Genomic DNA, 21,012 nt, shown 5'->3' with positions numbered 1-21,012 from the left:
CGCAAGGAGGATAGCACCGTGAAATGAGACCCCGCACCACGAGTCCCGACAAGGAGGCCGGATGGCTTTCCTGCCGGACGTGCGGAGTCTCGATCCGGGAGCGTGTGCTCAAGCGCGGCGAGTCGCTGCGCTGCAAGCGCTGCGGCGAGGTTGTGATGATCCACCGCACGGACGATTCCTTCCACGCCTCCTGCGCCCTCGGCATGACCGGCGTATGCATGGCATTGCTGGCCAATGTGTACCCTATCATGACCTTCGCCGTGGCTGGCAACACCCAGTCCAATCTCATCATCACCGGAGGCCAGAAACTGATCGATCAAGGGTACTGGCCGATCTCCGTACTCGTGATTTTCTGCGCCATCGCGGCGCCCGCTTTGTATTTTGCCTCGGTCGCCTATGTGTCCGCCTGCTGCCTGGGCTGGAAGCTTCCGGCGGGGCGCTTTGCCCTGCACGTGGCGGGGTTCATGGAGTCCTGGAGTCTCATTCCGGTCTTTGCCATCGCCTGCGTGGTGGCCGTGGTGAAGCTCGACATGATCGGCACGGTCGCGTGGAAGGTCGGCATCGGCTGGATCGTCCTGCTGGCGGCGGTCTCCCTCGGGCTGTCCCGGGTCTTTGACGAAGACTCCGCCGAGCGAAGACTGGAGGGCAGACCATGACGGACGAGACGCGCCTGAGCATGGCTCGCTCTCTCGTCGTGGCCGGACTCATCCTTTACATCCCCGCCAATATCCTGCCTGTGATGACGATCACGATCACGGGGCAAGTCGAGCCGCTGACCATCATGGGAGGCGTGGAGGAACTTTACGACTCCGGCCTCATGCCCGTGGCAGCAGTCGTATTTCTCGCCAGCATCGTCGTCCCGTTCCTGAAGCTCGCCGTGTTGAGCTGGATATTGCTCCTGCATGGGTCGAGCGAGCTGCGCCGTCAGCGCACTACCATGTACCGCATCCTCCACCAGGTCGGATCCTGGTCGATGATCGACATTTTTCTCCTCTCCGTGCTCACCGCCGTTGGCCAGCTCGGCATTCTCGCCAGCGTCAAGGCCGAGCCGGGAGGACTGTTTTTCGCCGCCGTGCTGCTATGCACGCTCTTCGCGGCCGAGATTTATCACCCTTCACTGATCTGGAAAGACCGCCGCACCACATGAGCAAAGCACCCATCGACAAAGAAGACGCCGGAGAAATCGTCGCCACCCGCAGGACGTTCCCTTGGGCCTGGGTGTTCCCCATCATCGCTGCCGCCGCGACTGCGTGGTTGTTTTGGAACAACTGGCGCGAAGAGGGGCCGGAGATTCATATCGCGTTCCCGGAAGCCCCGGGCATCGAAGCGGGCAAAACACCTCTCGTCTTTCGCGGCGTCCATGCAGGCAAGGTCACTGCCGTGCATCTCGATCCCAAGCTCAACGGCGTGATCGTCTCCGTGCGATTGAAAGCCTTTGCCACCTCGCTCGCCCGGTCAAATACGGACTACTGGATCGAAAAGCCCGTCGTTTCCCTCCAGCAGCTCACCGGCCTGGAGGCCATCATCCAGGGCAACTCGATCCGCGCCCGGCAGCGTCCCGGCAATGGCAATTATGAGACGCGCTTTGCCGGCCTGGCCAAAGCCCCGCTCTCACCGCTCGACGCACCGACGCTCCTCATCAAGCTGCACGCAGATTCCATCCCGATGGTCGACCATGGTTCGCCAATCTACCACCTCGGCGTACCCGTCGGCTGGGTCGTGGAGAAGGACATCGACACGGATGGTCGCCCCTACGTGCAGGTCGTGATCGACGAAAACCACGCTCAGATGGTCACTGATGCTTCGCGGTTTTGGCTGATCCCGGCAACCTCGCTCAAGGCCGGCCCAGGCGGCCTCTCTCTCAGCATCGCCGGGCTGGAATCTCTCATCCAGGGAGGTATCGCCTTTGATAACTTCGGGATCACTGGCCAGCCCGTCGATGACGGGAAGGAATTTGAGCTGCTTTCCGACGAGTCCACGGCACGCGCGTCGGGAAAGAAGATCAACATCGAGTTTGAAGATTCGCGCGGCATCGTCGCCGACCAGACGCGGATCATGTACCTCGGGCAACCCGTCGGGATCATCACCAAGGTCGCCATTCCCTCCGGCTCCGAGGTGGCTGTCGCCACCGCCCGACTGGAACCAACCTACGACTTCCTCGCGGCCAAGCAGTCGCAGTTCACCCTCGTGCGCCCGACGGTGAACCTGGACGGCGTCATAGGACTCGACGCCATCATTACGGGTCCGTACATCGAGTGCAAAGCTGGCGAGGGTGAACCCGCGACGACATTTGCCGGGATCACGGTGGGCAATCCCGCAGCCCGGCAGAACGATCTGCTCGTGACGCTCACGGCGAGCAATCTGCCCACGATCGAAGCCGGCGCGCCGGTGTATTATCGCGGCCTCGTGGCCGGCGCGATCAAGGAAAAGACTCTCACCTCGAATGGCGAGCCGGCACTTATCGCCTCGATCAAGCCAGAGTTTCAATCCGCGCTCATGAGCACCTCTCGTTTCTGGCGCACCCCCGCCACCTCCGCGATGGCCGGGCCAGGCGTGATCAACATTCACGTGGAGGGTATTACCTCACTCCTCAACGGCGGAGTGACCTTCGACAACTTCGGCACATCGGGTTCACCCGTCCAGGCCGGACAGCGATACCAGCTTTACGCCGACGAGGCCTCGGCCCGTGCGACCTCCGCTCCGATCCGCATCCGCTTCGCCAGCGCCCAGGGCATCCTGCCTGGCCGCACGGAACTCCGCTACCTTGGCGTGCGCGTCGGTTTGGTCGATGAAGTACGCACGGACCGCGGCCGTGTCGAGGTGATCGCCCGCATCCAGCCGGGATATGAGGAGCTGCGCCGCGAGGGATCGATCTTCTCCCTGGTGGAGCCGCAGATCTCCCTGCAAGGCATCTCCGGTCTCGAGACCATCATCAGCGGAGTGTATATTGACTGCATCCCCGGCTCCGGCGGTTATGGGAATGTCTTCTCCGGCCGCATGATCACGGATCCCTCCCTGGCCGAGGCCAGCGGCTTCACGATCAAGATATCCACTCCGGCCACGACTGTCGGCCTCGGTGCACAGGTCCTCTACCGCGATGTGAAGGTGGGCGATGTCACGACCAAGACCCTGTCACCCGACAACGATCGCGTCCTCCTGACCGTCGTGATCGATCCGAAGTACCGCGACCTCGTACGCCAGAACTCCGTCTTCTGGAACGCCAGCGAACCTGAAGCCAAGATCGGCTTCCTCCGCCTGAAGGTCGACGCGCCAACGCTGGCCGGCATCGCAGGCCGTATCGCCTTCGGCAATCCCGACAAGCCCGGCCCTCCGGCCAAGCCCGGCCAGGTCTTTGAACTCGGCAAGCCGCTCCGGCAGAAGTAGAGCGCGGTTTTCAGCCTGTGGCCCGCGAGCCGCGGGCTTGCTCGATAAGGTCGACGAGTTTTGAGACATCGACGGGTTTGACGAGATGTTCGTCGAACCCGGCTTCGCGGGAAAGGCGGCGGTCGGACTCCTGGCCCCAGCCGGTGATCGCTATGATGTAAATCGATCCCCCCCAGGTCTGCTTGCGTATCTCCCGGCAGACCTGGTGACCATCCCGCCCCGGCATACCGATGTCGAGGAGGATGACGTCCGGACGAAACGCATCCGCCTCGGCGAGTCCTTCATCGCCGCCGTAGGCTGTATGCGCATCGTATCCCATGCTGCGCAACAGGCTGGAGATGCTGTCTGCGATGTCTCGCACGTCGTCGATAACGAGGATCTTCAAGGTCTGGGAAACATGCACCACGGGCAGCGCATCGGGCGAAGCAATCTCAAGCGGGGTCTTGGGCAAGGGAATACGTACTGTAAACCGGCTGCCCTGCCCCGGACCTTCGCTCGCGGCCTCGATGGTGGATCCGTGGAGATCGAGCAGACCCTTGACGAGCGCGAGGCCGATGCCGAGGCCCGACTGCACACCGCCGCGGTGCACCTGGGAGAACATGTCAAAAATCGTGTGCAGCGACTCCTGAGTAAGGCCGATGCCATTGTCGGATACGGAGACTGAAACCGCGCCGTCTTCACAACGTACGGAAAAGACGATACGTCCCCGGGCCGTGGTAAACTTCGAAGCGTTGTTGAGCAGGTTGGAAAACACCTGGGCGAGCCGCACCGGGTCCGCTTCGAGCACGACGCGCTCTGGCGGCATTTCAACGATCAGTTCATGTCCGGCGGCCTGGATGACAGGACGGCTGGCCTCGAGGGCGGAGTTTACTATGACGGACAATTCGACGCGCTCCTTGCGCAGTTCCAGCTTCCCGTAGGAGATGCGGGACATGTCGAGCAGATCCTCGAGCAGGCGCACCATGTGGCCGACCTGACGGTCGATGACGCCATGGACGTATTGCAGCGTGGAGCGATCCACCCCGGGTTGCGCGATGAGCTGCACGGCGTAGCGAATCGGCGCGAGGGGGTTGCGCAGCTCATGCGCGAGGGTGGCGAGGAATTCATCCTTGCGGCGGTCGGCCAGCTTCAGCGCCTCCTCGGCCCGGATGCGATCGGTAATGTCGATGGCGATGCCACCGACGAATGGGCGGGGCGAGCCGGGTTCCTCGATGGGAAACTTCGCCACGAGCGAATGATGTTCACCGTCGCCGTGCTCCAGTTTCTCGATCACCTGAATGCCCTCGCCCGATAACATCGCCCGGCGGTCATTGGTCATGAAGGTCGCCGCTGTCTCGGGAGAAAATACATCGGCATCCGTGCGACCATAGAGTTCGGTCCGGGATAACCGGAAGGCCTTGAGGGCGGATTCGTTGGCAAAGACGTAGCGGCCATCGGCATCCTTGATCCAGGCGAGGCCGGGCACGGACTCCATGAAGCGGGTGAATCGCTCGTCCAGCACTCGCAGGGCGGATCGGGCCTGCCGGGCGACAGAGGCCTGACTGCTGATGGTATTGACTGTCCACCAGAGCAGCAGGAAGAACAGGGCCGTCTCACACAGCGTGCGCACCGCAGTGCCAAAGGCCACATCGTAGATCTCATACTGCCGGCCGATGATTTGCAGCCATCCGATCACGGGTGGGATGATGACGATGGGGAGCAGCAGCCGGCGGGCAGCAACTCCTCCCGCATCCTCTCGCAGGAGCATCTCGGCGAGACCGTACTCGGGGATCACGGCGATGATGGCCACACTCAGGACAAAAATGATGAGTCCTGTCTGAAAGGCGATGGCGGTATAGTGCGCGATACCGAAGAGCTGATCCGCGCCAAACCAGTAGCCCATGAGCGAGAGCGAGACGACAGCCACTGTACCCAGTGCGAGAAGGGAGGCAATGCGTCGGGCGAGCCCATTCCATGATGCCAGGAACACAGCTATTCCCAGGATCAGATACGAAACGCTGGCCGGAATACCCATCCGCATCGGGGCGGCGCTGGCTTTTTGCCCCCACGAGCGGGAGATAAGAGCCGTATCGATACCCAGATTGACGTCGGCAAGGTGTTGGTAAAGCACCAGCCCGCTGAGGAGCGCACAAAGCAGTGCAGCCAGCCTCGAAAGGCTCCTGAGCATCCGGCTGTGCCCACTCCAAGCCAGGACGATCAAAGCCGTGCCCGTAAGCATCCCGCAGATCGCGGCATTCGGAAACATGCTAATGCCGCTGCGCAGCCAGTCCGTCATCCATGGGACATCGAGCGCCCAGCCAAGCAAGGTCAAAAAGCCGCCGAGGACTCCGAATAGCCCCGCCGAAGTGGCGATAGCCCGAAGCCCTTGTGCGCGGAATGACGTGAATCGCGTGCCCGGCATGAACCTTGCACGCTAAGCGGGGCTCGATCGTCTCTCAAGCCCTTTGCCACTTAGGGAATACGCCCTATAGCGAGCTCAGGAGTTCCCCTGTTGTCGGGACATCCTTGATGATCTGGCTGCGGAGCGGGCCGACTCCAATATAACGGAGATTGGGCAATACCGACGGGCGGTTTTCGCCGTAGGCGATATTCACGATCGCGGCCATCACCTCCGCGACGTAGCGGCGGGCGGCAGCGGGCAGATCGGCGTAACGGCGGATGCCGGAGAGATCTTCGCTCCAGCCGGGGAGCATCTTGTAGACAGGCTTCAGCGTACGGCGGAAAGCATCGTCGCGCGGGACATGCGAAACGCGGGTGCCGTCCGGAGCCTCGTAGGCGACGCAGATGGCGAGTTCGCCTTCCGTCCAATCGCCGCCGTAGGAGAGGGCGTCGAGCTTGTTGAGCGCGAGATCCTGGTAGCCGCCGTAGCGGAGGGCGTCGCCCTTTTCCACGGCATCGAACCATCCGACCATGCGCTGGCGTCCCGTGGTCGAGCCAAACTCAATGCGGCGCAGAGTACGACCGAGCGGGTGCTCGTCGGTCAGCTCGGTGAGGAAGACATGGGTGCCGACCTTCGTATCGTAAGCCTTGCAGCACCCAATGGTGTGCACAGGCTGGGCGGGAATACCTGCCGATTGGAAAAACTCGGGCGTGAAGGTGTGCGAGGCCGTGACGTTGGGCGGGAAGCCGTGGCGCTTGTCGAGCCAGTAGGCCTGGCCGAACTCGCCGATGATGCTGCGGCCCGCCTCGACGCTTTGCAGGACGATTTCGCGGACGTCAGTCACACAGGCGACGAGCTTTTGCCCCGCCTCCCAGTAGGCGTCGACGAGCAGGTCGACATTGAGGGTGAAAGGCTGCGGCCCCTTGAAGCTGCGGAAATCAAACTCCTCCGCCGCGAAGATCCCCGCGTCGATCGTCTCCTTGTTGGCGCGCGTCTCGGCGTTGGAAAGGGTGTCGAAAAGCTCCGGCCAGCGCTCCGGGCGGAGCTGGCAGACATGTTCAATCACACGCACGGCGCGATCCGCACGGGCGCGCACCTTGCGGGCGAAGACCGCCTTTTCCGAACGGAAGTCGGCGTAGGTGATCTGAAACTGGGCGATCTCGTCGGTATAGGCCGGGGTGATGCCGCGGCCGGTGGACCCACGCGGCTCCTCCTTGAGGACATGCACGCGATAATCCTCCCAGGCCAGATCGAGCAGGCGGTGGGAGAGGTCGGAAACGAGGGTACGCTCGTCGATGCGCAGGCGGCTCAGGGTCGGGTAGCCATGCAACTCGGCATAGGCGGCCTCCCAGAGGAACTTGCGCGGATCGGCCACGACGCCGCAGCCGATGAGCAGGTGTGGGAGGGTGGTGTCGACCACGCCGCCGGGGATGAGGTTGAGCTTCACATCGGCGACGGAGTGTCCCGAGTTGGAGCCGCCATTGACTTTCATCACCGCCGCGACAGCGTCCGGATTGCCGGTCGATTCGCGGAGTTCGTCGATGATTTCGAGGATGAGGCGGCCTTTCCCTTCGTCACCGGTGGAGATTCCGGTATCGGCGATGAGCAGGCTGGAAAACGGAGTAAGGGCCATGAAGGAGCGGGAATGTTACAGCTAATCACGGATTGCGAAAGTCGGAAGTCGGAACCCGAAAGTCGGAAGGTCCGTTTTGCCACGCTCAGGCGGCATCGGAGCGATTCCTTCCGACTTCCCACTTCAAACTTCCGCCTTCGGCCTACTCCGAGCTGTTGTTGGGCGTCGTCTTGACGGTGATGACGTCGTGCGGAGCGGCTTCCTTCTGGCCGGCGGGGCTAACGCGGATATACCGGGCGTTGACCTTCAGGGTCTTGAGGTCGGCGGCGCCGAGGTAGCCCATGCCGGATTGGATACCGCCAATGAGTTCGCGCAGAACGACATCCAGCGGACCGGCGGCTTCCTTGAGAGCCTCGATGCCCTCAGGAGCAGCCTTGGCCACGGCATCCTTCTTGTCATGGCCATAGCGGGCGGCGGAACCGTCCTTCATGGCCTCGCGACTACCCATGCCGCGGTACTGTTTATACAGCTTGCCGTTGATTTCCATGATGCGGCCGGGAGCCTCGTCGCAACCCGCGAGCAGGCCGCCGCAGATGAGGCCGTCGGCGAGGGTAAGCGCCTTGACCATGTCGCCGGATTTCGTGATGCCGCCATCGGCGAGGATGGTCACGCCTTCCTTGGCCGCCTGGCGGGAGGCAACGTAAAGCGCGGTCATTTGCGGGATGCCCACGCCCGCGACGACGCGCGTGGTACAGATGGAGCCGGGGCCCTGGCCAATCTTGATGCAGTTCGCCCCGGCCTTGGCGAGAAACTCGACGCCGTCGGCGCTGGTGACGTTGCCCGCGACGATGGTGAGATCCTGGAACTGGCCGCGAATGAGCTTCACCGTGTCGCCGACGCCCTTGGAGAATCCATGCGCGGTGGAAACGGCAATGGCATCGACACCCTCCTCCACGAGACGACCGACGTGATTGATGATGCGGTCGGCGTCGAGAGAACCGTCGGCCTTGCGATGCGAGCCGATGGCCGCGCCACAAACGAGGCGGAAGCGCTCATCGCGGGCCGGCTTCACGATGCGGGTGGCCTCGTCCTCGATGCGCTCGATGTCGCTGAGGGTGAAGAGGCCGCACAGGCGCTCCTGATCGTCGACGATAAGCAGCTTGTGAATGCCGATGTGCTCGGAGAAAAACTTGTCCGCCACCTCGATCGGGTGGTCTTTGATCGCGCTGACCGGAAGCGTGTAAACCTCGCTGCGCGGGGTCATGGCCTCGAGGACCGAACGCTCGCGATAGCGCTCCTTCACCGTGCTGCTGGAGAGCAGGCCGAGAAGGCGGTTTTGCTCATCGACGACGGGGAAGGTGCGGAACCCGAAGTCCTTGCGGGTGATGCGGTCGAGCACCTCGCCGATGGTCTGGTTGGCCATGACCTTGATTGGTTCGCGGATGAAACCGTGGATGTGGTTCTTCACGCGGGCGACCTCCTTGATCTGCGCCTCGTCCGTCATGTTGTAGTGGATGAGGCCGAGGCCGCCGTTGAGCGCCATGCGAATCGCCATGCGCGACTCGGTCACGGTATCCATGTCCGACGACAGGATCGGAATCTGCAGATGCAGCGAGGGCGAGAGGGAAACTGAAAGGTTGGCGTCGCGGGGCAGGATCTCGGTGTAGCGAGTCGCGAGCGAAATATCGTCGAAGGTTAAGCCGACGGGCAGATTCCGGGGAAAGAACGTATCCGCGTCCGGAAAAAAGGCTGACAGGTCTTCCATGGGCAACCTTCACCGAAGTGCCGCCCTTTGCACAAGGAGATTTTGCGAAGAGTGATTTTCTTCCTCGCGAGCGAGGTAGTCTCCCGCGGGGAAACCGATGGAAAAGTTCCACCAGCGCCCCGCGGGATCCCCAAGATCAGCCCGCCTCCACACACCGGGCGGGCTGGGAACTACCGGAGAAACGCCTCGTGCAGTCCGCCGTCCACCGTGATCACCTGTCCGGTGGTCTTGCTGAGACGGTTCGTGACGAGGAGGAAATACGCCTCCGCCTGGTCGGCCGGAGTGATCGGCGCCTTGGTCAGAGTGCGGTCAGCGTAGAATTGCGCGAGCTTGCTGACGAGCGATTCGGTCGCCTCATCGTCGGCGTACGGGATGTTGTACTTCGCAAGGGAGCCAATGACGCGGTCACGCGGGAACATCGCGCTGCCCTGCACGACGGTGGCCGGGGCCACACCGTTGACGCGGACGAGCGGCGAAAGCTCGATGGCGAGCTCGCGAACGAGGTGATTTGCGGCGGCCTTGCTGGTGTCGTAGGCGACGCTGCCCTTCTTGGCGACGACGGCGTTGGCGCTGGTGGTGAGGACGAGGTTGCCACGGAGGCCCTGCTCCTTCCAGATCTTGTAGGCCTCGTCGGCGACGAAGTAGCTGCCGGTGACATTGATGCCAAAGGTGAGCGCCCATTTATCGTCCGGGATGTGCCCGGTCGTGTCGCTCGGGACAAAGATGCCCGCCGTGACCTCGATGGAATCAAATCCGCCGTAGGCGATGGCCACCTGGTCGAGGGCGGCGCGAATGCTGGCGCGGTCGGTGATGTTGGCGGAAAGCCCGATGGCCGGTCCGCATCCGCTGATCCCCGTGCCGGCCACGCCGATGCCGAGGCCGTATTTATCGGTGATCTCCTTGGCGGTGGCTTCCGCGGCGGCGAGGTTGAGGTCGACGCAGACGATGTGCGCGCCTTCCTTTACGAGCCGGTGGGCCACTTCCTTGCCGATGCCGCTGCCCGCGCCGATGACGACGTGGACCTGACGGGCGAGTTCCTTCTCGGCGGGCATGCGCTGGAGCTTGGCTTCCTCCAGGAGCCAGTACTCGATGTCAAAAGCCTCCTGCTGCGGGAGCGAGACGTATTCGTCGATCGCCTCCGCGCCGCGCATGACCTCGACGGCGCAGTTGTAAAACTCGGCGGTGACGCGGCTTTCGCTCTTGTCCTTGCCCCAGGCAACCATGCCGAGGCCGGGAATGAGCACCACGGTCGGGTTCGCGTCGCGCATGGCGGGCGAGTTGGCGTGCTTGCAGCGGTTGTAATATTCCGCGTAGTCGGCGCGGTAGGCCTCAAGACCGGCGGCGAGCTTCGCCTTGAGCGCGGCCACGTCCTCGGACTGCGGGTTCCAGTCGACGTAAAGAGGCTTGATCTTGGTGCGCAGGAAATGGTCGGGGCAGGAGGTGCCGAGCTCCGCGAGACGCGGGGCGTCGTTGGAATTGACGAAGCGGAGGATCTTCTCGTCGTCCTGCACGGTACCGACGAAGCGCTTCTGCTGGCTCACCTGGCCGCGCAGCCACGGAAGGATCTGGGCAAACACGGCCTGGCGTTGCGCCTCCTCGAGGGACTGGTACTTGGCGCCGCCGAAGGCTCCGGCATGGCCGCCCTTGGCCTCGTACTTGGATTCAATATACGCGGCGGCCTTTTCGATGAGATCGAGCGTGAGGGTGTAGCAAACCTTGGCGTCGTCATCCCACGAGATGAACCCGTGCTGGCCCATCATGATGGCCTTGATGCCAGGCTGCTGGCGGGAGATCTCCTGCATGGCGAGGCCGAGTTCGAAGCCGGGACGCATCCACGGCACGTAGGCCATTTCGCCGCCAAAGATTTCCTTCGTCAGCTCCTCGCAGCGACGGCTCGCCGCGATGGAGATGATGGCATTTGGGTGCATGTGGTCGACATGCTTGCCGGGCAGGAAGCTGTGCAGCGGCGTGTCGATGGACGACGGGCGCGGGTTCAGGTTGAAAGTCGTATGCGGGTACATGCCCACCATGTCGTCCTCGGCCTGGGTCTTGAGACCGCGCTCGGGCTGGGAACCGTAGACCTTCTGAAGGTCGATGAGCTTGCTCTGGTAGAGCGAGGAAAAGTTCTCCTTCTTCGACGTGCGCAGGTCGCCGCCGGAGCCTTTCACCCACAGAACCTCCACGTCCTCACCGGAGAGCGGGTCTTTTTCGACGATCTTCGACGAGGTGTTTCCGCCACCCGTGTTTGTGATGCGCTGGTCCGAGCCGAGGAGGTTCGAGCGGTACACGAGGAGGGAAACGAAATCGAGGGAGGCCGCCTTGGCATCATCCCAGAGGTAATTGACGTACTTGTAGCTCATAAAGTGGAGGAATGTGGGTTTAGCTGTGTTTGCTTCTGAATTTCTTTTATTGATTGGGCAAGAAAAATCATTCAAACTGATTCCCACATGCTCGCCCTCGAACGACATCGTCAAATGCTCGACCTGCTGAAGAAGCACGGGAGCGTCCGGACCACGGAGGTGGCCAAGACTCTCGGCGTGACCGAGGAGACCGTGCGCCGCGACTTTGAGAAGCTGGAGGCCGAGGGCATGCTGATGCGCTCCCATGGCGGAGCCGTGCGGTTGGAGACACAGCGCCGGGAATTCCCCGTGCGCGAGCGCGCCGCGCAAAATTCCGGGGCGAAAATCCAGATCGCCCGCGCCGCCGTCGCCAAGATCAGCGAGGGGCAGACCATTTTCTTCGATCCCAGCACCACCGTGCAACACCTGGCCGAGGCCCTGCCCGACATCCCGCTCACCGTGGTGACGAATTCGCTGCAGATCGCCAATTTGCTGGCAGACAAACCTGCCGTCCATGTCGTGCTCCTCGGCGGAAACCTGATGTCGAGTTCTCTCTCCTGCACGGGATGGGCGGCGGAGCAAACGCTCAACCTGTACCGCATTGACTCAGCCTTCGTGTCGTGCCGCGGCATCGATCCCGAGCGCGGCCTGAGCGAGGCGAGCGAGGAGCAGGCCCGGTTGAAGCATCGCGTGGTCGAGGGTGCGGAGTCCGTCTACCTGCTGGCGGATTCGTCGAAGTCGGGCGTGGCCTCCAGTTATTTCTATTCGCAAAACTCCGCCGTCGACGTGTGGATCACGAATGAAAAGCCGTCGCCCGCGCTGGAGTCGGCCCTGACCGCCCAGGGGGTTCGCATCGAGCTCGCGTAGACCATTTCTCTCCTCCCCATGTCTCATCAGACCTATCTCGCTGTCGACCTCGGAGCAGGCAGCGGACGCGTCGTCGCGGGTCACTTCGACGGCCGCAAGCTCCAGCTCGAAGACCAGAACCGCTTCCCGAACCAGGGCGTCCAGCTCCCGACGGGCTGGCACTGGAATATCACGGAGCTTTTCTCGAATATCAAAAACGGGATCGCCGCCGCCGCGAAGACGCATGGCGACAAGGTCGTCTCGGTGGCAGTCGATACGTGGGGCGTGGACTACGGCCTCATCGATGAGCGAGGCCGCCTGCTCGGCCTGCCGTGGATGTACCGCGACAGCCGCACCGACGGGCTGATCGAGGAGGTATCCAAAGCCGTGCCGAAGGAGGAACTCTACGGTCGCACAGGCATTCAGCTCCTATTTTTCAACACCATCTTCCAGCTCGCGGCGGAGGCGCGCCAGTATCCTGCGGTGCTCCGCGAGGCGTCGCAGCTTTTGTTTGTGCCCGATCTGCTCACCTACTGGCTGAGCGGCGAGCGCGTGATCGAGCAGACCATTGCGAGCACCTCGCAGTTGCTCAAGGCGGGCTCCGCCGAGTGGGACCTGGAGCTGGCCGCAAAGGTCGGCATCCCCGCCCATCTGCTCAAGCCCGTGACCGCTCCCGGCACGAAGGTCGGCAAGCTCATCGCCAGTCTCGCGGCGGAGATCGGGCTCGATTCCGTCGATGTCGTCGCCTGCGGCAGCCATGACACGGCCTCCGCCGTGGCGGGCGCTCCAGCCCGCTCCAAAAACCCGCTCTTTCTCAGCTCCGGCACGTGGTCGCTCCTCGGTCGAGAGCTTGATGCGCCCATCATCACCGACGCGTCCTTTGCCGCCGGATTCTCCAACGAACAGGGACTCTCCGGCACCACGCGCTTCCTCAAGAACGTCGCGGGCATGTGGCTCCTCCAGGAGTGCAAGCGCAACTGGGACGCGCAGGGCAGCAAGCTCCACTATGGCGAACTCGTCGACCATGCGTGGGTGAGCAAGGCCCCCGGACTCGTCGATCCTGATGATGCAAGCTTCTCGCGTCCGTGCGACATGCCGCGCGCCATCGCCGACTATCTCCGCAAAACCGGCCAGCCTGTTTCCGAGAAACCGGGGGACATCGCCCGCGTCATCCTGCGCAGCCTCGCCCTGAAGTACCGCGTGCTCGTCAACCAGCTCCGCGCGTGGATGCCCGACCTGCCGGACACCCTCCACATCGTCGGCGGCGGTTCGCAAAATGCCCTGCTCAACCAGATGACCGCCGACGCCACGGGGCTGACGGTCGAGGCCGGCCCGATCGAGGCCACGGCCACGGGCAACATCATCGCCCAGCTTATGGCTCGCGGCGAAATCTCCTCGCTGGAGGAAGGCCGCGAAATCGTCCGCAACTCCTTTGAATTTGAAACCTTCGAGCCCTCCGACACGGAATCGTGGAACGATGAGGAAGCAAGGTTTCTCCAACTGATCTCCACTTAACCATGGCAACCACCCGCACTCCTGTCACCGGCCGCAAGGTGCAGCTCATGGCCACCTGCCTGTGCGATGCGTTCTTTGACGACGTCGCCCGCGCCACCGTCGAGGTGCTGGAGCATCTCGGCTGCGAGATCGAGTTTCCCGAGGGGCAGACCTGCTGCGGGCAGCCCGCCTTCAACTCGGGCGACTGGGACGCCTCTCGCAAGATCATGCGCCATACGGTGAAGACCTTTTCCGGCGACGCGCCGGTGGTCATTCCCTCCGGCTCCTGCGCGGCGATGCTCTTCCATGGCGCACCGCTGGAGTTTGAAAAAGAAGCCGACGCGCCCGCCGTGCAGGCCCTCGCCAATCGCACCTGGGAGCTGGCCGATTTCATCGTCAACGGCCTCGGCATCACGAAATGGGAGGGCCGCCTGGAGGCCAACGTCGCCTTTCATCGCGCCTGCCATACGCGCGGCACGCAGAGCGGCCCGGCGGCGCTGCAGCTCCTCGGCTCGATCCCGGGGCTGAAGATCGCGGCCTTTGGCGAGGCGGAGCAGTGCTGCGGATTTGGCGGCACGTTTTCCGTGGCCTTCCCGCATATCTCCGGCTCGATGGGCCGCCTGAAGCTCGAACACGTGATGGAGACGCATCCCGATTTCCTCGTCTCCGGCGACATGAGCTGCCTTATGCATCTTTCCGGCCTAGCCAACAAGGAAGGCAAGCCGCTGCAAATCCGCCACATCGCCCAGGTGCTGCGCGATGCGCTCACCCAGGCCCCGTAACCATGGCTCACCAGAAGATCGACACCTACGCCGCCACCCTCGATCCCGAGGTGCGTCAGGCCGTGCGGTCCAACAGCGCCGCCGGCACCGAGAAGCGCTATCAGATCCTCGGCGCGGACTTTGGCGATCCCGATCCGCTGCGCAAGCTGGCGGGTGCGATCAAGCAGCACACCATCGAGCACCTCGACCAGTATCTGGAACAGGCCGAGCGCAGCCTCACCGCCAATGGCGTAAAGGTGCACTTCGCCGTCAGCACGCAGGACGCCCGGCAGGCCGTGCTCGACATCCTCAACCAGACCGGCTGCCGCAAGGTGGTGAAGTCCAAGAGCATGATCTCCGAGGAGATCCACCTGAATGACTTCCTGGAGGAAAATGGCGTGGAATCCGTCGAGACCGACCTCGGCGAATACATCGTCCAGATCGACCACGATCACCCGAGCCACATCGTCAAACCGATCCTGCACAAGAACCGACGCGACATCGCGAAGAGCTTCGAGCGCGAGGGGCTGGGAGATTACAACGACGATCCCGAGACGATCACCCGCCGCGCCCGCGCCTTCCTGCGCCAGAAGTACCTCCAGGCCGACGCCGCCGTGACGGGGGCAAACTTCGTCGTGGCCGAGTCTGGCCGCATGGTGCTGGTGACCAACGAGGGCAACTCGCGCTTCTGCCTCGCGGGCACGCGCGTGCACATCGCCCTCATCGGCGTGGAAAAGCTCGTCCCGCACGACCGCGACCTTGCCGTCTTTCTCAACCTGCTTGCCCGCTCCGCCACCGGCCAGCAGCTCACGGTTTACACCGAGTTTCTCTCCGGCGCTGCCCTGCCCGCCCAGCCTTCCGGCCCGCGCGAGATGCACGTCGTCTTCGTGGACAATGGACGAGTCGATACCCTGGCGTCGGACTGCCGGGAAATTCTGCGCTGCATCCGCTGCGGCGCATGCATGAATGTCTGCCCGGTCTACCGCCAGGCGTCGGGCCACGCCTATCGCAGCATTTATCCGGGACCGCTCGGCGCGGTGCTCTCGCCCATGCTGGCTGGGAAGGGCTTTGCCCAGCTCGGCGACCTGCCCAAGGCCTCCAGCCTCTGCGGCGCGTGCAACGAGGTCTGCCCCGTCGACATCCCGATCCCCGACCTGCTGCTGAAGCTGCGCAACCGAGCCAAAGAGGAGCACCTCCCCTCGCCCGGCACGCCGCCGATGGCCCCCTTTGCCCTGCTCGCCACCGCGCCGATGCTGTGGCGCACGGCCATGCACGCAGGCGTCGCCCTCGACCTGACGCCCAAGGCGCTCATTCCCGTCCCCGCTCTCCAGGAGTGGCTGAAAATCCGCACCCTGCCCGCGTGGCGCGGGGGGAAATTCCGCTCCTGGTACAAGAACCGCCCCGCCAAGGGAAAGGACCGCCAGCCATGAGCCACCGCGACCAGATTTTTCAAGGCATCCGCAAAGCCCTCGCCCCGCTCCCGGAGCGCGCGGCCTACCCGGATTACGACACCGCCGCCACGACCACCCCGCGCTGGCTTCCCGCTGCGGAGGACAATGAAACGCTCTTCCGCAAGCGCCTCACCGGCACCGGGGGGTTTTTCTTTGCATCGCCCGCCGATTGCGCCGCGTGGCTGAAGAAGGACGGGGCCAAAAGCGTCTACCTCGCCCCGCAGGTCGCGCACCTCGCGGCGGAGTTCGCCGCGCACCTTGAGGTCGTTCCGGAATACACGCGCGACGCGGTGGATCGTATTGACGCCGCCGTGACCGTGGCCGATGGCGCGATCGCGGAGTCCGGCACCGTCATTCTCACCGACTCCGGCACGCCCGACCGGCTGGCCGCGCTGGCCCCATGGTGGCACATCGCCGTCGTCCCGCGCACCGGGCTCGTCCGCACCATCGGCGAAGCCATCACCGCCTTCCCCGCCGATCCCGGCATCGTCTGGATCACCGGCCCGTCGAAGACCGCCGACGTCGAGGGCATCCTCATCCAGGGCGTTCACGGCCCCGGCCGCCAGGGCAGCTTTTTTATTTAACTTGTAACCAGAAACCTCATGTCCTCCTCCTACTCCCTCGCCAAAGAAACCTACGCCCAGCTCGGCGTGGATACCGAAGCCGCGCTCCAGACGCTCGGCCAGACCGCCATCTCCCTGCACTGCTGGCAGGGCGACGACGTGGGAGGATTTGAGAATACCGGCGGCTCGCTCACCGGCGGCATCCAGGCCACGGGCAACTACCCCGGCAAGGCCCGCACCATCGAGGAACTCCGCGCCGATCTCGACGCCGCCCTCGCCCTCATCCCCGGCTCCCGCCGCCTGAATCTCCACGCCATCTACGGCGACTTTTCCAGCGGCAAGGCCGACCGCAACCAGATCGAGGTTTCCCACTTCCAGAGCTGGATCGACTGGGCGAAGGAGCGCAGCCTCGGCCTCGACTTCAACCCATCCTATTTTTCGCACCCCCTCTCGGCCAGCGGGTACACGCTCTCCAGCCCCGACGCCGGCATCCGCGCCTTCTGGATCGAGCACGGCCGTCGCTGCCGCCGCATCAGCGCGGAGTTTGGCCGCCAGCTCGGCAAGCCCAGCGTGATGAACGTGTGGATTCCCGACGGCTCGAAGGATCTGCCCGTCGACCGCAAGAGCCCGCGCGAGCGCCTGGAGGCCTCGCTCGACGCGCTCTTCTCCGAGCAGCTGAACACGCGCCACCACGTCGATGCGGTCGAGTGCAAGCTCTTCGGCATCGGGTCGGAGTCCTACGTCGTCGGCTCGCATGAGTTTTACATGGGCTACGCCGTGAGCCGCAAAAAGGCGCTCTGCCTCGACGCGGGTCACTTCCACCCGACCGAGAGCCTCGCCGACAAGATCAGCTCCACGCTGCAATTCGTCCCCGAGCTGCTGCTCCACGTGAGCCGCGGCGTACGCTGGGACAGCGACCACGTCGTGCTCTTTGACGACGCCACGCGCGCCATCATGGAGGAACTCGTGCGCGGGGGCTTCCTCAGCCGTACGCACATCGGACTCGATTTCTTCGACGCCAGCATCAACCGCATCGCCGCCTGGGTCATCGGCACCCGCAACGCCCAGAAGAGCCTCCTCGCCGCCCTGCTCGAACCCATCGCGCAGCTCCGCGATGCCGAGAACTCCGGTGACTACGCCACCCGCCTCGCCCTCCTTGAGGAAGCCAAAACGCTCCCGCTCGGCGCGGTGTGGGACGAATTCTGCGAACGCAACGGCACCCCCGTCGGCCCCGCCTGGATCAAGGAAGTGAAGGCCTACGAGGCCAGCGTCCTTTCCAAGCGCTAAGGCAATTTTACGCTTCGTTTCTCGTTTCACCTCCTAGGGGCGATTTTCGGAAACGAAGCGAAACGAACTGGTAAACGGGCCGGAAACGAACGGCCCGTTCCCTCGGGGATTCGCGAAACGAGCCGGAAACAAGGGAGCGAAACGAAAGGGCGATTTCCCGCTGCTCTCGTTGCGCGGCGGGATTGAGCCTTGGCTCGGAGAAAAGAGCCTGTCAGGGAAGAGTGATGTTCACTCCCGAGGCCAGCTACGAAGCCGTCTGCCGGATCGCCGACCTTGTCGCGGAAGACAGGTACAGCGAAGCGCGCCCTCTCATCGACGCCATGACGGAAATCGAGGACGTTGTCCCGCTCGTTATCTTTTACAAAGCGATCTGCATCTACGAGGACAAGGACGACCTGGGGTGCATCAGGCTGCTCTCTCGATTCATCGAAAGAGCTCCTGGTCATAAGAAGGTGCCTTATGCGCGATTCACCATCGCGATCTGCCTGATCAATCTCGGGGCGTATGCCGAGGCCTTGGAGCTTTTTGCCACGGTTCCCCCGGACTATCCCGACTGGGAAAAGGAAGTCGCCGCCGCGAAGAGGCGCTTGGAGATTCAAAGGCAGGCCATCGCCTTTTGCTCCGGTTTGCGCGGTGTGACCACATGACGAGTCCGAGCTACTGCACGCCTCTTTTCCAAGCGTTAATCCTTCGTTTCTCGTTTCACCTCCTAAGGGGCGTTTTTCGGAAACGAAGGTGAACGAAACGGTAAACGAGCCGGAAACGAACGGCACTTTCTCTCGGGGATTCGGTAAACGAACTGGAAATGAGGGAGGTAAACGAAAGCGCACTTTTCATTCCGCTCATTGCAGCGCTGCTTTTACAGTGGCGCAGCCGACACACGCGATATCTGATCGCTAAGCTTAGCGGGTTTTGGTGGAGTCCCGGCCATGACGGACGACCCGGAGACGATGCGCGACCGCGCACGCCATGCGTTGCAGCGTTATTTTACCCGCAGGGCGCTTCCTCGCTTCACCCTGGGGCTGATCCTTGTCTTCACCGGCACGGCGGGATTTGGGCTTTCCCTCGGCCTGCTGAAGCTCGGCATCACCAACATGGCCGTGCGCTATCCCGCGGCCGTGCTGGGCGCTTATGGCGTCTTTCTCCTCCTCATCCGCCTGTGGGTGGAACTGGAGAAAGCGCAGTTCAACCCCGACGACGCGGAGCTGCAGGAGGATTTTCAGTCCACCCCTCCCAGCCCGTATATTTTAAAGACTACCAAATCCCGCACGTGGGACTGGCTCGATGGGATGGACTTCGTTCCCGACGAAGGCTGCGGGCTGGCCATCGTGCTGGCGGCCATTGCCGCGGTCGCCGTAACGATCTGCATGGCCATCGCAGGCGCGCCGCTGCTCATCGCGGAGATCTTCGTGGATATCTTCCTCACCAGCGTGCTGTATCGACGCCTCCGCATTGCCGCCGAGGAGCACTGGCTGGGCGCAGCCGTGCGCCGCACCTGGCTCTACGTGCTCATCACCGCCGCCGCCCTGGCCGTGATGGGCTTCACGCTGGAAATCTGCGCCCCCGGCTCCGACACCATCGGCCAGGCGCTGAAGCGGATGATCCAGGGATAGCATTTCGTTCGTTTCCGATAATCTCCCCTAGGGAGTGAAACGAGAAACGAAGCGTAACGAAATGCGAAACGAGCCTGAAACGAAGTTCATTCCCCCTCGGAGAGTGTGAAACGAACCGGAAACGGGAAGGTGAAACAAACGGGCATTCTCCCGTCCGTTCGTTTCATCGGTTTTCTCATAGAAAGCGATTTCCCAACCCGGGCAGTCCTCAGCCTCACACACCGGAAACGGAACAGCGTTCCAAGACATCTTCCCCCCTCCCCTCCTCGTTCGTTTCCTCGTTCAGACCCTTAGGAGGATATTTCCTGAATGAAGGTAAACGAAACGGTAAACGAGCCGGAAACGAACGGCACTTTCCCTCGGGAATCCGCTAAACGAACACAACGCACCCCTGCGGCAAAAAGAGCGGTTCTCTCGCGCCGTTCGTTTACTTCTCCGAAGAGGCGATTTTTTCCCAATAGCCGACCCCGGCGAGGTCTCATGCCGTGCAGGCGCGGATGAAGTCGCTCACCGCCGCCAGCGCTTCATCGCCCTCGGGGACGAGGCCGGGGAAGAAATAGTAGCCGTGCGGCATATGCGGCCGCTCGAAGAGTTCGGCGTGGACGCCGTGAGCCTTCAGCCGCTCGGCAAAGGCGCGGTTGTCCTCAACGACAGGATCGTCGGAACCACAGACCACCAATGTGCGCGGGAAGCCGCCCAGGTCGCCCAGCGCGGGGCTGGCGTAGGGGTGGGTCCAGTTGGACTTGCGGAGCAGGTATGCGCCCCGGATGAAGCCAAAGAAGGCCGTGTCGTACACGATGCCCCGCGCGGCGAGGCGCTCAAAGCCGGGGTGCTCCTCGGCGCAAAAATTCGTGATCGGACAAAGCAGGATGGCTCCCGCCGGAACCGGCACGTCGCGGTCGCGGGCCACGAGCGGAAGCACCGCCGAGAGATTGCCGCCCGCCGAGTCCCCGGCGACGAGGATCTTCTCCGGATCGCCCCCGAGGCGCATTGCCTCCTCCCGCAGAGCGCGGTAGACGGCAAAGCAATCCTCCACCGCGTGCGGGAAGGGCCACTCCGGGGCCATGCGGTAATCCACGCTCACCACGACCGCGCCGGTATCGTGCGCCATGCGACTCGTGATCGAGGCGGTATCGGCTGAGGTGCCGACGGTGAAGCCCCCGCCATGGATGTAGAGCACGATGGGCCGCAGCGTGTCGTCCGTCGCAGGCACGGAATATGTGCGGCAATGCACCAGCCCATCCTCGCCGTGCACGGCAATCTCGCCCACCGCGACATCGGGGAAGAGCTCCGCCGCGCCGGGCGGCAGATGCGCCGGCGGGGGATCACCGGGCTTGCCGATATACCCCGTGCGTACGGGCTGGATCATCAGCTCACGCAGCTCCAGCGGCGAGCGCAGCTCGGAGAGCAGGCGGTAGATGGGAAAGGCGGGTTCCGATGGGGTGACGACCGAGCGCCCTGGCGCATCCGGCAGGTCGGTAACATACGGTCCTCGGGGCGAAAGCTCGATGAGCGGCGGAGTGGCGTTCATGGCAGGAGCAATCTCCACCAGCCCG

The 21,012-nt window shown here is 63.4% G+C and carries 16 protein-coding genes; 11 read left to right on the top strand and 5 right to left on the bottom strand.

Going from position 1 to position 21,012, the window contains the following annotated elements; translation table 11 throughout:
• The first annotated feature begins 23 nt into the window (after positions 1-23).
• The 3 genes from TSACC_RS01400 to TSACC_RS01390 are packed head-to-tail and all read left to right on the top strand — an operon-like array spanning position 24 to position 3,384.
• Complete coding sequence (locus TSACC_RS01400) at positions 24-656, top strand: paraquat-inducible protein A (RefSeq protein ID WP_075077617.1); 633 nt, start codon at positions 24-26, stop codon at positions 654-656.
• Entirely contained in the window at positions 653-1,147 is a 495-nt protein-coding gene (locus tag TSACC_RS01395) for a paraquat-inducible protein A (RefSeq protein ID WP_075077616.1), read from the top strand. The genes TSACC_RS01400 and TSACC_RS01395 overlap by 4 nt, the downstream gene beginning before the upstream one ends.
• Entirely contained in the window at positions 1,144-3,384 is a 2,241-nt protein-coding gene (locus TSACC_RS01390; RefSeq protein WP_075077615.1) for an MlaD family protein, read from the top strand. The genes TSACC_RS01395 and TSACC_RS01390 overlap by 4 nt, the downstream gene beginning before the upstream one ends.
• Before the next feature lie 10 nt (positions 3,385-3,394).
• Here the strand turns inward: TSACC_RS01390 and TSACC_RS01385 are convergent, their stop codons facing one another.
• The 4 genes from TSACC_RS01385 to TSACC_RS01370 all read right to left on the bottom strand — a co-directional run bounded on the left by TSACC_RS01385 (position 3,395) and on the right by TSACC_RS01370 (position 11,462).
• A complete protein-coding gene (locus tag TSACC_RS01385; RefSeq protein ID WP_075077614.1) occupies positions 3,395-5,785 on the bottom strand; it encodes an ATP-binding protein in 2,391 nt (796 codons plus the stop codon).
• Between the two features lie 64 nt (positions 5,786-5,849).
• Positions 5,850-7,397, bottom strand: coding sequence for an adenylosuccinate synthetase (locus tag TSACC_RS01380; protein ID WP_075077613.1), 1,548 nt, complete (start codon positions 7,395-7,397; stop codon positions 5,850-5,852).
• Between the two features lie 142 nt (positions 7,398-7,539).
• Positions 7,540-9,102 carry an IMP dehydrogenase gene (gene guaB / locus TSACC_RS01375; protein ID WP_084400103.1) on the bottom strand — a complete coding sequence of 521 codons (1,563 nt, stop codon included), beginning with the start codon at positions 9,100-9,102 and terminating at the stop codon, positions 7,540-7,542.
• 170 nt (positions 9,103-9,272) lie between these two features.
• Positions 9,273-11,462 (bottom strand): bifunctional rhamnulose-1-phosphate aldolase/short-chain dehydrogenase, encoded by a 2,190-nt coding sequence (locus TSACC_RS01370; protein WP_075077612.1) that lies wholly within the window; start codon positions 11,460-11,462, stop codon positions 9,273-9,275.
• Between the two features lie 87 nt (positions 11,463-11,549).
• Between TSACC_RS01370 and TSACC_RS01365 the strand changes: the two genes are divergently transcribed.
• The 8 genes from TSACC_RS01365 (at position 11,550) to TSACC_RS01330 (ending at position 19,456) form a co-directional block, all read left to right on the top strand.
• Positions 11,550-12,308 carry a DeoR/GlpR family DNA-binding transcription regulator gene (locus tag TSACC_RS01365; protein WP_075077611.1) on the top strand — a complete coding sequence of 253 codons (759 nt, stop codon included), beginning with the start codon at positions 11,550-11,552 and terminating at the stop codon, positions 12,306-12,308.
• A gap of 18 nt (positions 12,309-12,326) precedes the next feature.
• On the top strand, positions 12,327-13,802 hold the full coding sequence (locus tag TSACC_RS01360) for a rhamnulokinase (RefSeq protein ID WP_075077610.1): 1,476 nt from the start codon (positions 12,327-12,329) through the stop codon (positions 13,800-13,802).
• Positions 13,803-13,804: 2 nt separating this feature from the next.
• Complete coding sequence (locus TSACC_RS01355) at positions 13,805-14,563, top strand: (Fe-S)-binding protein (protein WP_075077609.1); 759 nt, start codon at positions 13,805-13,807, stop codon at positions 14,561-14,563.
• Between the two features lie 2 nt (positions 14,564-14,565).
• Positions 14,566-15,972 (top strand): LutB/LldF family L-lactate oxidation iron-sulfur protein, encoded by a 1,407-nt coding sequence (locus TSACC_RS01350; protein WP_075077608.1) that lies wholly within the window; start codon positions 14,566-14,568, stop codon positions 15,970-15,972.
• Complete coding sequence (locus TSACC_RS01345) at positions 15,969-16,577, top strand: LutC/YkgG family protein (RefSeq protein WP_075077607.1); 609 nt, start codon at positions 15,969-15,971, stop codon at positions 16,575-16,577. The genes TSACC_RS01350 and TSACC_RS01345 overlap by 4 nt, the downstream gene beginning before the upstream one ends.
• A gap of 18 nt (positions 16,578-16,595) precedes the next feature.
• A complete protein-coding gene (locus TSACC_RS01340; protein WP_075077606.1) occupies positions 16,596-17,843 on the top strand; it encodes an L-rhamnose isomerase in 1,248 nt (415 codons plus the stop codon).
• Positions 17,844-18,067: 224 nt separating this feature from the next.
• Complete coding sequence (locus TSACC_RS01335; protein WP_075077605.1) at positions 18,068-18,490, top strand: tetratricopeptide repeat protein; 423 nt, start codon at positions 18,068-18,070, stop codon at positions 18,488-18,490.
• Positions 18,491-18,772: 282 nt separating this feature from the next.
• Entirely contained in the window at positions 18,773-19,456 is a 684-nt protein-coding gene (locus TSACC_RS01330) for a hypothetical protein (protein WP_075077604.1), read from the top strand.
• A 478-nt stretch (positions 19,457-19,934) separates the two neighbouring features.
• Here the strand turns inward: TSACC_RS01330 and TSACC_RS01325 are convergent, their stop codons facing one another.
• Positions 19,935-20,987, bottom strand: coding sequence for an alpha/beta hydrolase (locus tag TSACC_RS01325; protein WP_075077603.1), 1,053 nt, complete (start codon positions 20,985-20,987; stop codon positions 19,935-19,937).
• Between the last annotated feature and the right edge of the window lie 25 nt (positions 20,988-21,012).

Source organism: Terrimicrobium sacchariphilum, assembly GCF_001613545.1.
In the GTDB taxonomy this organism is placed as follows: domain Bacteria; phylum Verrucomicrobiota; class Verrucomicrobiia; order Chthoniobacterales; family Terrimicrobiaceae; genus Terrimicrobium; species Terrimicrobium sacchariphilum.
This window is presented reverse-complemented; position numbering and strand designations above follow the sequence as displayed.

Excerpts from the sequence above, each read along its gene's own strand:
- TSACC_RS01330 (WP_075077604.1), top strand. The coding sequence starts at position 18,773 with ATGACGGACGACCCGGAGACGATGCGCGACCGCGCACGCCATGCGTTG.
- TSACC_RS01325 (WP_075077603.1), bottom strand. The coding sequence starts at position 20,987 with ATGAACGCCACTCCGCCGCTCATCGAGCTTTCGCCCCGAGGACCGTAT.
- TSACC_RS01370 (WP_075077612.1), bottom strand. The coding sequence starts at position 11,462 with ATGAGCTACAAGTACGTCAATTACCTCTGGGATGATGCCAAGGCGGCC.
- TSACC_RS01350 (WP_075077608.1), top strand. The coding sequence starts at position 14,566 with ATGGCTCACCAGAAGATCGACACCTACGCCGCCACCCTCGATCCCGAG.
- TSACC_RS01360 (WP_075077610.1), top strand. The coding sequence starts at position 12,327 with ATGTCTCATCAGACCTATCTCGCTGTCGACCTCGGAGCAGGCAGCGGA.
- TSACC_RS01385 (WP_075077614.1), bottom strand. The coding sequence starts at position 5,785 with ATGCCGGGCACGCGATTCACGTCATTCCGCGCACAAGGGCTTCGGGCT.
- TSACC_RS01400 (WP_075077617.1), top strand. The coding sequence starts at position 24 with ATGAGACCCCGCACCACGAGTCCCGACAAGGAGGCCGGATGGCTTTCC.
- TSACC_RS01335 (WP_075077605.1), top strand. The coding sequence starts at position 18,068 with ATGTTCACTCCCGAGGCCAGCTACGAAGCCGTCTGCCGGATCGCCGAC.
- TSACC_RS01340 (WP_075077606.1), top strand. The coding sequence starts at position 16,596 with ATGTCCTCCTCCTACTCCCTCGCCAAAGAAACCTACGCCCAGCTCGGC.
- TSACC_RS01380 (WP_075077613.1), bottom strand. The coding sequence starts at position 7,397 with ATGGCCCTTACTCCGTTTTCCAGCCTGCTCATCGCCGATACCGGAATC.
- TSACC_RS01390 (WP_075077615.1), top strand. The coding sequence starts at position 1,144 with ATGAGCAAAGCACCCATCGACAAAGAAGACGCCGGAGAAATCGTCGCC.
- TSACC_RS01355 (WP_075077609.1), top strand. The coding sequence starts at position 13,805 with ATGGCAACCACCCGCACTCCTGTCACCGGCCGCAAGGTGCAGCTCATG.
- TSACC_RS01395 (WP_075077616.1), top strand. The coding sequence starts at position 653 with ATGACGGACGAGACGCGCCTGAGCATGGCTCGCTCTCTCGTCGTGGCC.
- TSACC_RS01345 (WP_075077607.1), top strand. The coding sequence starts at position 15,969 with ATGAGCCACCGCGACCAGATTTTTCAAGGCATCCGCAAAGCCCTCGCC.
- TSACC_RS01365 (WP_075077611.1), top strand. The coding sequence starts at position 11,550 with ATGCTCGCCCTCGAACGACATCGTCAAATGCTCGACCTGCTGAAGAAG.
- guaB (WP_084400103.1), bottom strand. The coding sequence starts at position 9,102 with ATGGAAGACCTGTCAGCCTTTTTTCCGGACGCGGATACGTTCTTTCCC.